This is a genomic window from Brevundimonas sp. (assembly GCF_031082345.1).
GTDB lineage: Bacteria > Pseudomonadota > Alphaproteobacteria > Caulobacterales > Caulobacteraceae > Brevundimonas.
This window is the reverse complement of sequence record NZ_JAVHLH010000043.1, coordinates 1-14,454: the sequence shown is the minus strand read 5'-3', so window position 1 is coordinate 14,454 and position 14,454 is coordinate 1. Positions and strand designations below refer to the sequence as shown.

Below are 14,454 nucleotides of genomic sequence, written 5' to 3'. Positions count from 1 at the left end.
AGCGGCTGGCGCGCGGCGCCCTGCGGTCAGCGGGCGCGGGCGCGGAGACCGGGGCCAGCCTTGAAGACCTGGTCGCCCGCATCGCCTCGCCGGGGGGCACCACCCGGGCCGGGCTCGACGCCATGGAGGCGGGCGGCGACGTCGAGCGCGCGGCCGAGGCCGCCGTCAACGCCGCCGTCGCGCGGGCGAAGGATTTCAGCGGCTGATCAGGCGGGCAGGCGGATGACGGCGCGCAAGCCGCCCAGATCGCTGCGGTCCAGGGTGATGTCGCCGCCGTGGCTCCGCGCCACGTCCCGCGCGATGGCGAGGCCGAGGCCGACGCCCTTGCTGTTCTGATTGCGCGACTCGTCGAGGCGGGAGAAGGGGCGGAAGGCCTCTTCATGCATGTCGTCGGGGATGCCGGGGCCGTCGTCCTCGACGAGAATCTCGAGCCCGCCCGAGGGCAGGGCGCGGGCGGAGAGACGAACGTGTTCGCCATGGGCGGCGGCGTTGGCGGCCAGATTGGCGAGGGCGCGCTTGATGGCGAGAGGGCGCAGGCTGGCGGTCAACCCCTCCGGTGCCTGGATTTCGACTTCCGCGCCGGCCCGCCGGGCGTCCTCCCCGGCGACGGCCAGCAGATCGGCGAGCGCGATGGTCTGCGCCGCCTCGCCGGCCTCGCCGCGGGCGAAGGCGAGGTATTCGTCGATCATGTGCTCCATCTCGTCGAGATCGCCCTGCATGGCCGAGGCGCGCTTGAACGGCGGGGCGAGGGCCAGTTCCAGCCGCAGGCGGGTCAGCGGGGTGCGCAGGTCGTGGCTGACGGAGGCGAGCAGGGCGGTCCGTTGCTCGATGTGACGCTGGATGCGGTCGCGCATGTCCATGAAGGCCCGGGCCGCGGCGCGGACCTCCTTGGCGCCGTGAGGCTTGAACCGCTCGCGCGACTCGCCCCGCCCGAAGGCCTCGGCCGCCTCGGCCAGCCGTTCGATGGCGCGGACCTGGTTGCGGATGAACAGGATGGCCACGCCCATCAGCAGGACGGTGGCGATGAACAGCCAGACCACAAAGATGTGCGCCTGGGTGGCCACGGCCCGCTCGCGCGGGGCGATCACGCGCAGCACGCCGTCGGGATGCTGCACCCGGATATCGACATAGGCCGGATAGCGGGTGGTCGAGAACCAGACCGGCCGGTCGATTCGCGCGGTCAGGGCTGCCTCGAGGGTGCGGTCGACCACGCCGATGGGACCGCGATCCTGTTCTTCCGGCAGTTCGTCGTCCACGCGCAGGTCGACGGACAGCGACATCGAGCGTTGGGCCCGGTCGGCGATGATCGCCAGGTTCGCCGGGGTCGGATCGTCGGCGTAGCTTTCGGACGCCCAGGCGATGTCGCCGGCCAGCCCCTCGGACAGGCGGGCGGTCACCGTCTGCCAGTGCATGTCGAAGAAGGCCCAGGTCACCGCCACCTGCATGACCAGCACCGGCAGGACGATGATGAGCAGCGACCGGCCCCACAGCGAGGTCGGCAGGCGCCGCTTCAGCACCCGGGCCCAGACGCCGGCGGGAAGCAGCCTCATGGGGGGCTCATCAGTCCGGGGCCAGCATGTAGCCGACGCCGCGCACGGTCTGGAGGTAGCGCGGGTTCTTGGGATCGGCCTCCAGCTTGCGGCGCAGACGGGTGACCTGCACGTCGACGGCGCGGCCGGTGATGTCGGCGGTGTCGGGCGACAGGCTCATGCGCTCGACCGGGGCGTGGGCGTGGATGGCCAGGGTCTTGAGCAGCTGGGCCTCGGCCTCGGTCAGGCGCTGGGGCTTGCCGTCCTTGGACAGCTCCAGCCGCTCCATGTCGAACACCGCCGGCCCGAGCTTGATCTCGCGCGGCGTCAGCGGCTTGCCGCCGGTGCGGCGCAGGATGGCGTCGACGCGCAGGGCCAGTTCGCGCGGGTCGAACGGCTTGGACATATAGTCGTCGGCGCCGCGCGACAGGCCCTCGATGCGATCGTCCGGGTCGCCGCGCGCGGTCAGCAGCAGCACCGGCGTCTTCGAGGTCTCGGCCTTGCCGCGCACCCAGGTGGTCAGGTCGAAACCGCTCTCGCCGGGCATCATCACGTCCAGAACCACGAGGTCGAACTCGATCAGCTCCATCAGCCGCTTGGCCGCGGCCGCGTGGGCCGCGCCGGTGACGCGATAGCCCTCGCGCGCGAGAAATTCCTTCAGCAGTTCGCGGATCCGGTCGTCGTCGTCGACGACCAGCAGGTGGCGGCCGGCGCCCGGGCCGGCGACCGGACCCGAACGGCCATTGGGACGGGCGTCGCTCATGCGCCGGCGCCCCGACGCGCCCCGGAGGCGTTGACCTCGCCGGTTCGGGCGGCTCTAACCCGGGTGCAGACGCGGGAGACGTTCTTCAATGGCCTTCGTTCCTTTCGACGATCGTGACGGCTGGATCTGGATGGACGGCGATTTCGTGCCCTGGCGGGACGCGAAAACGCACGTTCTGACCCATGCCCTTCACTACGGCTCGTCGGTCTTCGAGGGTGAGCGTATGTATGGCGGCGAAATCTTCAAGCTGACCCCTCATTCGGAACGCCTGAAGCGCTCGGCGAACCTGCTGGATTTCGACCTTCCTTACAGCGTGGCCGAGATCGACGCCGCCTGCAAGGCGACCTGCGAGAAGATGGGCCTGTCGGACTGCTATGTCCGGCCCGTCGCCTTCCTCGGGGCCGAACAGGTCAGCGTCACCGCGAAAAATAGCAAGCCGCACGTGGCCATCGCCGCCTGGGAGTGGCCCAGCTATTTCGACGCCGAGACCAAGGCGAAGGGCATCCGGCTGGAGTGGGCCAAATGGCGCCGGCCCGACCCCGCCACGGCGCCCTCGGCGGCCAAGGCGGCCGGCCTCTACATGATCTGCACCATGTCCAAGACCGCGGCCGAGAAGCGCGGTTACGCCGACGCCATGATGCTGGACTGGCGCGGCTATGTCGCCGAGGCGACCGGGGCCAATGTCTTCTTCGTCCAGGACGGGGTGCTGCACACGCCGCCGATCGACGCCATTCTGGACGGCATCACGCGCCAGACCATCATCGAGATGGCGGCGGCCAAGGGCATCGAGGTGGTCGTGCGCCACATCAGGCCCGAGGAGCTGGCGACCTTCAGCGAATGCTTCGTCACCGGCACCGCCGCCGAGGTGACGCCGGTGAGCGAGATCGGCGAATACCGCTTCACCCCCGGCGCCCTGAGCCTCGGCCTGATGGAAGACTACGGACGGCTGGTGCGGCGTCAGGCCTGAGCCCGCGCCGGCTTCCTCCGCCGCACGACCGCCCACCAGACCGCGCCGCCGATCACGGCCACCGGGAGCAGGACCGAGCCGGCGGTGATCAGGACGGCCAGCATGCCCATGGACAGGCCGAAGGCGTCGGACAGCGCCCGCGCCACCGGCCGGGTCGGGCTGTCGGCGGCCATGACGCCGCCCTGGCGGTAGTCGAGCGTCAGCCGGGCGCTCTGGACGCGGTCGTTCAGGGCGCGGAGCTGAAGCTGCTGGGCGTCGTACTGGCGCTGCAGGTCGGTGAGCTGGCGTTCGACCTCCAGCCGCTGTTCGAGGGTTCCGCCGCGACGGGCCTGCAGATCGCGGATGCGGTCGGCCAGGGAGGCGGTGGTCTTCGCGCCGGTCTGGGCCGCGTCGATGCCGCCGGTAACGTCCTCGCCCTCGGTGACGGCGCTGTCGAGCCGGCCGCCGGCGTTCTGCGCGTCGAGCGCCAACTGGCTGCGGAAGCGGTTGATCCACTCGGGCTGACCGCGCAGCTCCAGCCGGCCGCCGGGCTCCCGCGCCGTCCAGTCGGCCTGGGCCGAGACGACCTGACAATAGCCGGCCCCGGCCGAGGCGCAGGCCAGCTCATGGCGGCTCATCAGCTCGGCCCCGCGATCGCGCGGCACGGACATGACGTAGCTGAAGGCGTAGGCGATCTTCGCGATCGGCGCCGGCGGCGCGGCGGCGACGGGAGCGTCGGGCCGCGTTCGGGACAAAGCGGCGGCGGAGTCGGCGGCGGGGGCGGAGGCTCCTTCTTCCCCGTAGCCGGCTTCGGCGGTTCGCTCCGCCTCCTGGCAGGCGCTCAACACCAACAGGCTCGCGGCGGCGAGCATCAGACCCTTGCGCATCTCGTCTCTCCCTGTGCCGTGCTGATCACGGTTTCGTGATGACGCGCGCCGATCACGACCGATTCAGGGCCGGAAACGAGCCAAAGCGCGGCTTGCCAATCCCGGGCGCGTGGCGTTCAACGGGGCAGGGGCCGGCGGGGAGCCGGACGGGGAAATGCGTCCATGTTCAGCGTTCTGAACCTGCAGAGCCTGCTGGGGCTGGCGGTCATCGTCGCCGCCTGCTGGGGGCTGTCCGAGAATCGGCGGGCCTTTCCGTGGAAGCTGGCGCTCGGCGCCATCGCGGTGCAGGCGGCGCTGGTGCTGGCCCTGTTCGCGATCCCGGGCTCGCAGACCGTGCTGGCGGCGATCACCGGCGCGGTCGACGGGCTGAACACGGCGACGCAGCGCGGGACCCAGTTCGTGTTCGGCTATCTGGCCGGGGGCGACCAGCCCTATGCGGTGACCAATCAGCCCGCCCTGTTCACCTTCGCCTTCCAGGTGCTGCCGCTGATCCTGGTGATCTCGGCCCTGTCGGCCCTGCTGTGGCACTGGAAAGTGCTGAAGTGGATCACCCACGGCTTCGGCATCCTGTTTCAGCGGACCATGGGGCTGGGCGGGGCCTCGGCCCTGGCGGTGGCGGCCAACATCTTCCTCGGCATGATCGAGAGCCCCATCGTGATCCGGGCCTATCTGGACAAGCTGACCCGGTCCGAGCTGTTCCTGATGATGGTGGTCGGGCTGGCGACGGTGGCCGGGTCGACCATGGTGGCCTACGCCGCCATCCTCGGCCCGACGCTGCCCAATGCGGCCGGTCACGTGCTGGTCGCCTCGATCGTCTCGGCGCCGGCGGGCATACTGCTGGCGCGGATCATGATCCCCGAGACGCCGGGGCAGGGCGGGGCGCACGCCGAGTACGATTCCGCCCTGAAGTACGACAGCGCCATCGACGCCATCGTCAAGGGCACCTCGGACGGGCTGATGGTGGTGCTGAACATCTCGGCCGTGCTGATCGTGTTCGTGGCCCTGGTGGCCCTGGTCAACGTCATGCTGGGCGGGTTCTGGCTGTTCGACGGCCCGGTCACCGTCGAGCGGGTGCTGGGCTGGCTGTTCATGCCGGTCGCCTGGCTGACCGGGGTGGAGTGGTCCGAGGCGGGCAAGGCCGGCTGGCTGCTGGGGGTCAAGCTGACCCTGACCGAGTTCGTCGCCTTCATCGAACTGGGCAAGGTCCCGGTCGCCGAGATGAGCGAGCGGACCCGGATGCTGATGACCTACGCCCTGTGCGGCTTCGCCAACATCGGCTCGGTGGGGATCACGGTGACGGGTCTCAGCGTGCTGATGCCGGAGCGGCGCGAGGAGGTGCTGGGCATGGTGTGGAAGGCGCTGTTCGCCGGCTTCCTCGCCACCCTGATGGCCGCCAGCGTGGTCGGGGCCTTGCCGGGGCGCGTCTTCGGCCTGTAGCGTTGCGATAAGCAACGGAGACCCGGCATGAAGCTCTACACCTCCCACCGCGCGCCCAATCCCCGCCGGGTGCGCTGGGTGATGGCGGAAAAGGGCATCGAGGACGTCGAGGTGATCGAGGTCGACATCCTCGCCGGCGAGCACAAAACCGCGGAATACCGCGCGCGGGTCGGGGTGCCGCACCTGCCGTCGCTGACGCTGGACGACGGCACGACGATCTCGGAATCGATCGCCATCGGCCGCTATCTGGAGTCCCTGTATCCCGAGCCGAACCTGTTCGGGCACGACGCCCGCGAGCAGGCGGTGGTCGAGATGTGGACCCGCCGGGCCGAGTTCTACCTGGCCAATCCGATCATGCTGAGCGTGCGCCACTCGCATCCGGCCCTGGCGGCGCTGGAGGCGACCCAGCTGCCGCAGGTGGCGGAGTACAACCGGGCCGCGGCCGAGCGTTTCATGAAGACGCTGGACCGGCATCTGGCCGACCGCGAGTTCATGGCCCTGGACCGGTTCACCATCGCCGACATCGTCGCCGTGGTCGGTCTCGATTTCGCGCGGCTGGTCCGCTACCGGCCGCCGGAGGAGTTCGGCAATCTCGGCCGCTGGCTCGAAGCCTGCCGCGCCCGTCCCGCCGCCAAGGCCGGCGCCTGAAGGCCCTCCGGCGCGTTGACCCCGACCAGCCGCGGGGGCAGCATCCGCCGCCATGACCGATCACACCGACGTCTATCCCGTCCCTTCCGAATGGGCCCAGCGGGCCCGCATAAACGCCGCCGGCTACGAGGCGGCGCGGACAGCGGCGCGCGAGACGCCGGACGCCTTCTGGGGCGAACAGGCGCGGCGGCTGGACTGGTTCACGCCGCCGTCGAAGATCAAGGACGTGTCGTTCGACAGGGCCGACTTCCGCATCCGCTGGTTCGAGGACGGGGCGCTCAACGTCGCCTGGAACTGCCTCGACCGGCATCTGGAGACGCGCGGCGACGAAACGGCGATTCTCTGGGAAGGCGACGACCCGGCCCAGTCCGGCCAGCTGAGCTATCGCGAGCTGCACCGCGAAGTCTGCCGGATGGCCAATGTGCTCAAGGGCCTCGGCGTCGTGAAGGGCGACCGCGTCACCCTGTATCTGCCGATGATCCCGGCGGCGGCGGTGGCCATGCTGGCCTGCGCCCGCATCGGGGCGGTGCATTCGGTGGTGTTCGGCGGATTCTCGCCCGACAGCCTCAGCGGCCGGATCGAGGACTGCGGCTCGAAGGTGGTGATCACCGCCGATGAGGGCCTGCGCGGCGGCAAGCGGGTGCCGCTCAAGGCCAATGTCGACGCCGCCCTGCAGAAGGAGGCCGGGGCCATCGTCGAAAAGGTGCTGGTCGTGTCCCACACCAACGCCGACATCCCGATCGTCGAGGGCCGCGACGTGCGCTATGGCGAGGCCAAGCGCGGCGTCAGCGACGATTGCCCGTGCGAGCCGATGAACGCCGAGGATCCGCTGTTCATCCTCTACACCTCGGGATCGACCGGGAAGCCGAAGGGGGTGCTGCACACCACCGGCGGCTACCTGGTCTATGCCTCGATGACCCATGAATATGTCTTCGACTATCACCCCGGGGACATCTACTGGTGCACCGCCGACGTCGGCTGGGTCACCGGCCACAGCTATTGCGTCTATGGCCCGCTGGCCAATGGGGCGACGACGTTGATGTTCGAGGGCGTGCCCAACTATCCGGACTTCAGCCGCTTCTGGCAGGTGGTCGACAAGCACCAGGTCGAGATCTTCTACACCGCCCCGACGGCGCTCAGGGCGCTGATGCGCGAGGGCGACGGGCCGGTGAAGGCGACCAGCCGCAAGAGCCTGCGCCTGCTCGGCACGGTCGGAGAGCCGATCAATCCCGAGGCCTGGCGTTGGTATCACGAGGTGGTGGGCGACGGCCGCTGCCCGATTGTCGACACCTGGTGGCAGACCGAGACGGGCGGCGTCCTGGTCTCGCCCCTGCCGGGGGCGACCGACCTGAAGCCCGGCTCGGCGACGAAGCCGCTGCCGGGTGTGGAGCTGCAGCTGGTCGACGCCGACGGGGCGGTGCTGGAAGGCGAGACCTCGGGCAATCTGTGCATCACCGACAGCTGGCCGGGGCAGATGCGCACCGTCTGGGGCGATCACCAGCGCTTTTTCGACACCTATTTCGCGACCTATCCGGGCCGGTATTTCACCGGCGACGGCTGTCGCCGCGACGCCGACGGCTACTACTGGATCACCGGACGGGTCGACGACGTCATCAACGTCTCGGGCCACCGCATGGGCACGGCCGAGGTCGAGAGCGCCCTGGTGCTGCACGAGGCGGTGGCCGAGGCCGCCGTGGTCGGCTTCCCGCACGACATCAAGGGTCAGGGCATCTACGCCTATGTGACGCTGACCGCCGGGGTCGAACCGAGCGAAGAGCTGCGCCGGGAACTGATCGCCCAGGTGCGCCGCGAGATCGGGCCGATCGCCGCGCCTGACGTGATCCAGTGGGCCCCCGGCCTGCCCAAGACCCGCTCGGGCAAGATCATGCGCCGCATCCTGAGGAAGATCGCCGAGAACGAGGTCGGTTCGCTGGGCGACACCTCCACCCTGGCCGATCCGGCGGTGGTCGACGACCTGGTCCGCAACCGGGCCGGCGCCGCCGCCGGCTGACGCCCGGTCGCGAGACCGGCGGCGACACACTGGCCGGGTTGTTCCGACGGTCGGTGAAGCGCCGCCGTCAGCCGCCCAGCCTCGGCCCAAGCGCTGGGCCGTCGCTGAAATGCTATTGAATTAAAAAGATAAAAGCGGTGGCGGAGAGGGTGGGATTCGAACCCACGGTACCCGTAAAGGCACGCCGCATTTCGAGTGCGGTACATTCGACCACTCTGCCACCTCTCCGCGGGGCCGTAGGACGCTTGGTCGAGCGAGCGGCCTCTCTAATGGGGCGCGGCCCCGGCTGCAAGCCCTTCCGGACCCTGCCGGCCGCTTCATCGCCACGCCGCCGCCCGGGACGCTTTTCTCAACGCTGGGCGGGCAGGGGCAGGCCGAGGGTGTCGGCGCCGGAGACGTCGCCGTCGGCCGTGCGGAACAACTCGGCCGGACGGCCGCCGGTGGCGGCGGACAGGCGGCCGGTCGGCGCCACCAGGCCGGTGCGCTCGACCCCCCGGCGGAAATTCTGCTTGTGCAGCGACAGGCCCGCGACCGCCTCGGCGGCGGCCTGCAGTTCGGACAGGGTGAAGGTCGGCGGCATCAGGTCGAACAGCACCGGCCGGTATTTCAGCTTGCTGCGCAGCCGGCCCAGCCCGGTGGCGAGGATGCGGCGGTGGTCCGAGGCCATGGCCCGGCCCGGCGCCTGGGCCGGGGTCGGGCGGTCGCGATCGCGCGCCGCCTCGGCGACCAGTCCGGCCTCGTAGAGCAGTTCATAGCGCTCCAGCACCCGGCCCTCGTTCCACCGGTGCGGCGGAGCCGGGGCGAACAGCGCATCCACGCGCGCCTGACGCCGGGGATCGCCCGCGGCCCAGGCGGTGAGGCCCTCAAGCAGCGGCGGCAGGCAGGCGGCGGCGCCGTCGCGGCGATCCTCCCACGGGAAGATGTCCAGCACCGGCGTCCACAGCGCCCCGGCCAGGGGCACGTCGGCGGCGTCGGCGGTCAGCGCCAGATAGCCGACCGAGACCTCCCGGCGCCGCTCCGGACCGGGCGTGGCGCGCGGGCTGGCCCGGCCCAGGTCCCCGAAGGTGTAGAGCTGTTCGACGAAGCCGAGGCGAAAGCCGGTCTGCGCGGTCACGAAGGCGCGCAGGGCCAGTTCGAACGTCCGGTCCCTGGCCGGGTCGAACGGGCCGAACGGCAGGGCCAGGGCGCCGTCGTCGCCGGGCGTGGTCAGGACGCAGGCCTTGCCGTCGCGGAGCGCGATGACCACCGCCGAGAGGCCGATGCGCACGCCCTGTTCCGCCGGCCCCGCCATGCCCTACTCCGTATGCCAGGCGTCGGGGGCGGGGACGAGGCCGACCGCTTCGGCCAGGACCCGGTAGCGTTCCAGATAGCGCTGCTGGGCGACGGGGGCGGGCAGGGGCTCGATGACCAGGTCGTAGCCCGCCGGCGGCTTGCCGAAGAAGCCCAGCGCCTCGGCGCGGGTGAAGCCGGCCAGCTGGGTGGCCTCGAAGAAGGCGCAGGCCTTGTCGGCCTCCTTGATCAGCTTCTTGATCTGGACGGGCGTTTTGGGGGGCAGGCCGAAGCGGATGTGGATGGCGTGCTCCAGCCGGGCCTCGAAATCCTTGTAGCTGACCCCGAGCGCCGCCTTGAACGGCGAGATCATGTCGCCGATCACGTATTCCGAGGCGTCGTGGAGCAGGGCCGCGAGGCGCCATTTCGGCTCCAGCCCCGGCCGGATGTGGGCGGCGATCTCCTCGACCACGCAGGAGTGCTGGGCGACCGAGAAGGCGTGGCCGCCGAGGGTCTGGCCGTTCCAGCGGGCGACGCGGGCCAGGCCGTGGGCGATGTCCTCGATCTCGATGTCGAACGGCGACGGATCGAGCAGATCGAGCCGTCGCCCGGACAGCATCCTTTGCCAGGCGCGGGGAGCATTCTTCGACGTCGATCGGGGTGTGGCGGCCAAGGCGGTATCCTGCAGGTGGCAGGTCAGGTGACGCATCCCGCCGCCGCGATCAACCCTGACGGCGGTTATTCGCCGACGTTGAGGGCCACCAGATCCTTGGCGTCCTCGAACACGCGGCCGCGCTCGCGGTCGCGGGCGCGCACCGTCGCGACCACGATCGGCCCGCCCGCAGGGCCCCGGGCTTCGTAGCCGACCAGCCGCCAGCCGGCGTCGGACGGCCGGTTGTCGGTCAGGATCCAGTTGGCGCGGGTCGCGCCGCCGCCGGCGCTGGTGCGGATTTCGGCGGCGTCCTGGTTGGCCTGGACGCTGACGTTGTCGCCGCCCTCGGACCCTTCGATGTTGACCCGGCTCTCGCCGTCGCTCGCGTCGATGTGGAAGCCGCCGATGCGCACGCTGGCCTCGTCACCCTTCGATTCGATGCGCAACCCCGGCAGGCGGACCGTGGCGTCGTCGCCCGCGGCCTGGATGTCGACCCCGGGGGCCTGCACCGAGGCTCGATCGCCCGCCGGCGCCGCGGCGTCGACCGCCGCGGCTTCGCGATCGGCCTCTGTGTCGGCTGCGGATCTCAGCTGCGCCACCGCCTGCGGCATGACCGCCGACAGCCGGTCCTCGAACGCTTTCAGCGCCTCGGCCGGCGTGGCGCCGTTCAGTTTGACCAGATGCAGGCTGACTTCGGCGCCGCGCGGGCCGGCGTAGGTGCAGACCGTGCCTTCGGCGCTGGCCGTTCCCTTGCGAGTCAGAGAGCCCATGGTCTGCGGGCACTGCAGCGTCCGAACGACCTTCAGCGCGCCCTTCGCGTCGCTGTTCTCCGTGTGCGTCGACGAGATGCGCACGGCGTCGCCGTCGCAGGCCGCGACGAGGGCCAGGGTGCACAGAGCGGGAATCAGAAGGGGACGCATGGGCATGATGGTGTCGGTCCTTGTCGCCTTCATCCTGCGCTACAGCCCTCGGGAATCCAGTGAAATCGCGGTAATCGGAATGACGAAAGCCGTTCGATCCTGTGTTCAGGCGCCCGGGCGGGCGCCTTCGCGGCGGTTCAGGAAGGCCAGCCGCTCGAACAGATGGACGTCCTGCTCGTTCTTCAGCAGGGCGCCATGCAGCGGCGGGATCAGCTTGCCCGGGGTCTTCTCGCGCAGGGTCGCCGGATCGACGTCATCGACCAGCAGCAGCTTCAGCCAGTCGAGCAGTTCCGACGTCGACGGCTTCTTCTTCAGCCCCGGCGTGTCGCGGATTTCGTAGAAGGTCTTGAGGGCCTCGGAGACCAGCCTCGGCTTGATGCCGGGGAAGTGGACCTCGACAATGGCCTTCATCGTCTCGTCGTCGGGGAAGCGGATGTAGTGGAAGAAGCAGCGGCGCAGGAAGGCGTCGGGCAGCTCCTTCTCGTTGTTCGAGGTGATGACCACGATCGGCCGGACGGCGGCGCGGATGGTCTCGCCCGTCTCCTGGACGAAGAACTCCATCCGGTCGAGTTCCTGCAGCAGATCGTTCGGGAACTCGATGTCGGCCTTGTCGATCTCGTCGATCAGCAGCACGGGCCGGACGGGGGCGGTGAAGGCCTCCCACAGCTTGCCCGGCTTCAGATAGTTGCGGACGTCGTGGACCCGTTCCTCGCCCAGCTGGCTGTCGCGCAGGCGCGAGACGGCGTCGTATTCATAGAGGCCGTTGTGCGCCTTGGTGGTCGATTTGACGTGCCAGGTGATCAGCGGCGCCTTCAGGGCGCGGGCGATCTCATAGGCCAGCACGGTCTTGCCGGTGCCGGGCTCGCCCTTGATCAGCAAGGGTCGCTCCAGCGCCACGGCGGCGTTGACGGCGATCTTCAGATCGTCGGTGGCGATATAGTCCGAGGTGCCCTCGAACCGGTCGCTCTGGCGAGTCATGGACGGCTCCACTGCTGACGGGACAGGGGTAGCGAAGCCGCCCCGGGTAAACAACGATCATGTGCCGGCGGGAACGCGGCGGACCCGGAAAGGATCGGCCGGGCGGCCCCTTCCCGGCGGATAAATCTGCCGGGCGCCGGGCCGACTGCTGGAGAAATGCGCCGGAAAAACAGACGCCTGTTTGGCCGTCGGTGTCGGCCCGGTCCTTGCGTAGCCGGGCGCGAACCAGAACCGGTTCTACGGCCAGAAGGCCGTCTCCCAACCGACCAGAATGGAAGGACAACCGATGGTTATGTCGGTCAACACCAACGTGGGCGCGATGATCGCGCTCCAGAACCTGAACGCGACCAACGCCCAACTGTCGACGACGCAGAACCGGATCAACACCGGCAAGTCTGTGTCGACCGCCAAGGACAACGGGGCCATCTGGGCGATCGCCCAGGGCCAACGAGCCGAAATCGGGGCGTTGAGCGCGGTGAAACAGTCTCTCGATCGCGGCGTCGCCGCGGTCGATGTGGCGCTTGCGGCGGGCGAGACGGTCTCCGACCTCTTGCTGCAGATGAAGGAGAAGGCACTGGCGGCGACCGACGCGTCGCTCTCGACCTCGGCCCGAGCGGCCCTCAACGAGGACTTCACGGCTCTGCGCGACCAGATCGCCTCGGTCACCGCCAACGCTGAATTCAACGGGGTCAACCTGTTGGAGACCGGCGCCACCGGCTTCCAGGCACTGGCCAATGCGCAGGGCACGTCCACGCTGACGGTTGGCGCGGAAGTCATGGCCCTGGGCAGCGCGACGGTATCCGTCGCCACTACGCAGTCGATCGACACTCTGACCGACGCGGCGGCCTCGCTTACGGCCGTCAGCAACTCCATCGACGCCGTTTCGGGCGCGCTTGCGCGTCTGGGCACGAAGTCGAAGGCGCTCTCGACCCACATCACGTTCGTCGGCAAGCTGTCGGACGCGCTGGAATCGGGAGTGGGCAACCTGGTCGATGCCGATCTGGCGAAGGAAAGCGCCAAGCTCCAGGCCCTGCAGACAAAGCAGCAGCTCGGGGTTCAGGCGCTGGGCATCGCCAACCAGACTCCGCAGCTGGTCCTGTCGCTGTTCCGCAACTGACTGTTTCCGGTTCTCGCAGGCGTCGGAGGGTTCGCCCTCCGGCGCCTCGTGCGTTTTCAGCCCAGACCGGTCATCTGATAGACCGCCAGCAAGGCCCGGCTGACCAGCTCCCAGGCCACCCAGATGAAGACGGCGACGCCGGCCACGCCCAGCCAGCCCACCAGCACCACCAGCCCGTCCCGCTGCATCAGGCCGAAGCCGAAGGTCGAGATGATCAGGGCCGGGACCAGGTTTCCGCCCCAGATCGGCAGAACCAGGATGCCGGCCAGCGCGACGGTGGCGACCCCGATGAGGATTTCGGAGATCTCGCTCGTCATCATGTGCAGGCGCGGCCGCGACAGCCGTTCGACCATGCGCACGCGCGGCAGGACCTTCTCCACCCCCGAGCGGTAGGCCGCGCGTTCGATCCAGCGCCGCAGCGCCCATTTCGGCAGCCACAACTGGTCCGCGCGGGTGGCCAACTGCAGCCCCATCAGCAGCAGCGGGGCGCCGAGGATGGTCGTCGTTCCCGGAATGATGCCGATGGCGATGTTCATCAGCCCGAAGAACAGCATCAGGGCGCCGAAGCCGCGCTCGCCGAAGGCGTCGACCAGCTCGCCCAGGTACAATTTCGGATCCGTCTTGGTCCCGATATCCTCCAGCACCTGCGAGAAGGGCCGTGTGTCGCTCTGATAGTCGTAGTCGGGCATGGGCGGCTGCGGGACTCGCGCGACGGGGTTATACGATCTAGGCGGGTCCGGCACGGCGCGCCACTTAACAAACATCCATGCGAGGCGGCCCGCCGTCAGTCGCCGGACGTGTGCTCGGGTTTGTCCTTGCGGCTGGTGTGGGCCATCTTCTCCAGCTCTTTCTCGCTCATCGACTCGACCATCGATTTCGACGCGTCCTTCAGTTCCGATTTGGGCGTGTCGCCGCGCTTGGCGGACAGGGCGGCCCCGGCGGCCTTCTGCTGGGCGGCGGATTTGGCGGGCATGGCGGCGTCTCCATCTGACCTCCCGACCAACCGCCGCGGGTCCGCGCCGGTTCCCGGGCGGCGGTTCACGACGTTCGCGCCGCCCCCGAATGTGCTAGACGTCAGGCTTGGTCTGGAGGATCGACATGCGCATCATCACGCTCGTATCGGGGTTCGCCGCCCTGTCGCTCGCGGCCTGCGGCCAGGGCGACGAAGCGGCGCCGGCGGACACGTCGGCCGGGAAGACGGCGGAGGCCGCGGCCGGGAGCGATCTGCCCGCCGGCCCCACGCCCGGCCTGTGGCGGGTGACCACCCGGATGGCCGGCATGCCGGCCGGAATGGAGG

15 protein-coding genes, 1 tRNA gene and 1 pseudogene are annotated in these 14,454 nt (G+C 69.7%); 7 read left to right on the top strand and 10 right to left on the bottom strand.

What is annotated here, in order from left to right; genetic code table 11:
• A partial coding sequence (locus RDU12_RS04645; RefSeq protein ID WP_308684172.1) for a pyrroline-5-carboxylate reductase dimerization domain-containing protein occupies nt 1-206 on the top strand: 206 nt, incomplete at its 5' end.
• Here the strand turns inward: RDU12_RS04645 and RDU12_RS04640 are convergent.
• Both RDU12_RS04640 and RDU12_RS04635 read right to left on the bottom strand, forming a co-directional pair.
• Nucleotides 207-1,550, bottom strand: coding sequence for an ATP-binding protein (locus RDU12_RS04640; RefSeq protein WP_300293096.1), 1,344 nt, complete (start codon nt 1,548-1,550; stop codon nt 207-209).
• Between the two features lie 10 nt (nt 1,551-1,560).
• Entirely contained in the window at nt 1,561-2,292 is a 732-nt protein-coding gene (locus RDU12_RS04635; protein WP_308684171.1) for a response regulator transcription factor, read from the bottom strand.
• Nucleotides 2,293-2,380: 88 nt separating this feature from the next.
• On the opposite strand from RDU12_RS04635, the gene RDU12_RS04630 reads away from it, so the two are divergent.
• Complete coding sequence (locus RDU12_RS04630) at nt 2,381-3,259, top strand: branched-chain amino acid aminotransferase (RefSeq protein WP_300290551.1); 879 nt, start codon at nt 2,381-2,383, stop codon at nt 3,257-3,259.
• On the opposite strand, the gene RDU12_RS04625 is transcribed toward RDU12_RS04630, so the two are convergent.
• Nucleotides 3,250-4,125 (bottom strand): DUF4349 domain-containing protein, encoded by an 876-nt coding sequence (locus RDU12_RS04625; RefSeq protein ID WP_300290549.1) that lies wholly within the window; start codon nt 4,123-4,125, stop codon nt 3,250-3,252. The genes RDU12_RS04630 and RDU12_RS04625 overlap by 10 nt on opposite strands.
• A 162-nt stretch (nt 4,126-4,287) precedes the next feature.
• On the opposite strand from RDU12_RS04625, the gene RDU12_RS04620 reads away from it, so the two are divergent.
• From RDU12_RS04620 to acs, 3 genes are read left to right on the top strand one after another with little or no spacing between them, the layout of a single operon-like run.
• Nucleotides 4,288-5,562 carry a NupC/NupG family nucleoside CNT transporter gene (locus RDU12_RS04620; protein WP_300290547.1) on the top strand — a complete coding sequence of 425 codons (1,275 nt, stop codon included), beginning with the start codon at nt 4,288-4,290 and terminating at the stop codon, nt 5,560-5,562.
• Between the two features lie 27 nt (nt 5,563-5,589).
• Nucleotides 5,590-6,210: a glutathione S-transferase family protein gene (locus RDU12_RS04615; protein ID WP_300290545.1), complete on the top strand. Its 621-nt coding sequence runs from the start codon at nt 5,590-5,592 to the stop codon at nt 6,208-6,210.
• 52 nt (nt 6,211-6,262) lie between these two features.
• Nucleotides 6,263-8,221 carry an acetate--CoA ligase gene (gene acs / locus RDU12_RS04610; RefSeq protein WP_308684170.1) on the top strand — a complete coding sequence of 653 codons (1,959 nt, stop codon included), beginning with the start codon at nt 6,263-6,265 and terminating at the stop codon, nt 8,219-8,221.
• 138 nt (nt 8,222-8,359) lie between these two features.
• Here the strand turns inward: acs and RDU12_RS04605 are convergent.
• From RDU12_RS04605 to RDU12_RS04585, 5 genes are all read right to left on the bottom strand, one after another.
• Nucleotides 8,360-8,449: transfer RNA gene (locus RDU12_RS04605), tRNA-Ser, on the bottom strand.
• 121 nt (nt 8,450-8,570) lie between these two features.
• Nucleotides 8,571-9,512, bottom strand: coding sequence for an NAD regulator (locus RDU12_RS04600; protein ID WP_308684169.1), 942 nt, complete (start codon nt 9,510-9,512; stop codon nt 8,571-8,573).
• 3 nt (nt 9,513-9,515) lie between these two features.
• Nucleotides 9,516-10,109: an HD family hydrolase gene (locus RDU12_RS04595; protein WP_300293644.1), complete on the bottom strand. Its 594-nt coding sequence runs from the start codon at nt 10,107-10,109 to the stop codon at nt 9,516-9,518.
• A gap of 119 nt (nt 10,110-10,228) precedes the next feature.
• Nucleotides 10,229-11,062: a methyltransferase type 11 gene (locus tag RDU12_RS04590; RefSeq protein ID WP_308684168.1), complete on the bottom strand. Its 834-nt coding sequence runs from the start codon at nt 11,060-11,062 to the stop codon at nt 10,229-10,231.
• Between the two features lie 105 nt (nt 11,063-11,167).
• Complete coding sequence (locus tag RDU12_RS04585) at nt 11,168-12,040, bottom strand: MoxR family ATPase (protein ID WP_300292312.1); 873 nt, start codon at nt 12,038-12,040, stop codon at nt 11,168-11,170.
• 286 nt (nt 12,041-12,326) lie between these two features.
• On the opposite strand from RDU12_RS04585, the gene RDU12_RS04580 reads away from it, so the two are divergent.
• A complete protein-coding gene (locus tag RDU12_RS04580) occupies nt 12,327-13,157 on the top strand; it encodes a flagellin (protein WP_300292313.1) in 831 nt (276 codons plus the stop codon).
• A 56-nt stretch (nt 13,158-13,213) separates the two neighbouring features.
• Here RDU12_RS04580 and RDU12_RS04575 read toward each other — a convergent pair whose 3' ends face one another.
• Both RDU12_RS04575 and RDU12_RS04570 read right to left on the bottom strand, forming a co-directional pair.
• Nucleotides 13,214-13,846 carry an exopolysaccharide biosynthesis protein gene (locus tag RDU12_RS04575; protein ID WP_300292314.1) on the bottom strand — a complete coding sequence of 211 codons (633 nt, stop codon included), beginning with the start codon at nt 13,844-13,846 and terminating at the stop codon, nt 13,214-13,216.
• A gap of 95 nt (nt 13,847-13,941) precedes the next feature.
• Nucleotides 13,942-14,130, bottom strand: coding sequence for a DUF3008 family protein (locus tag RDU12_RS04570; RefSeq protein ID WP_300292315.1), 189 nt, complete (start codon nt 14,128-14,130; stop codon nt 13,942-13,944).
• Between the two features lie 125 nt (nt 14,131-14,255).
• On the opposite strand from RDU12_RS04570, the pseudogene RDU12_RS04565 reads away from it, so the two are divergent.
• A pseudogene (locus tag RDU12_RS04565) lies at nt 14,256-14,454 on the top strand (hypothetical protein); the annotation flags it as partial.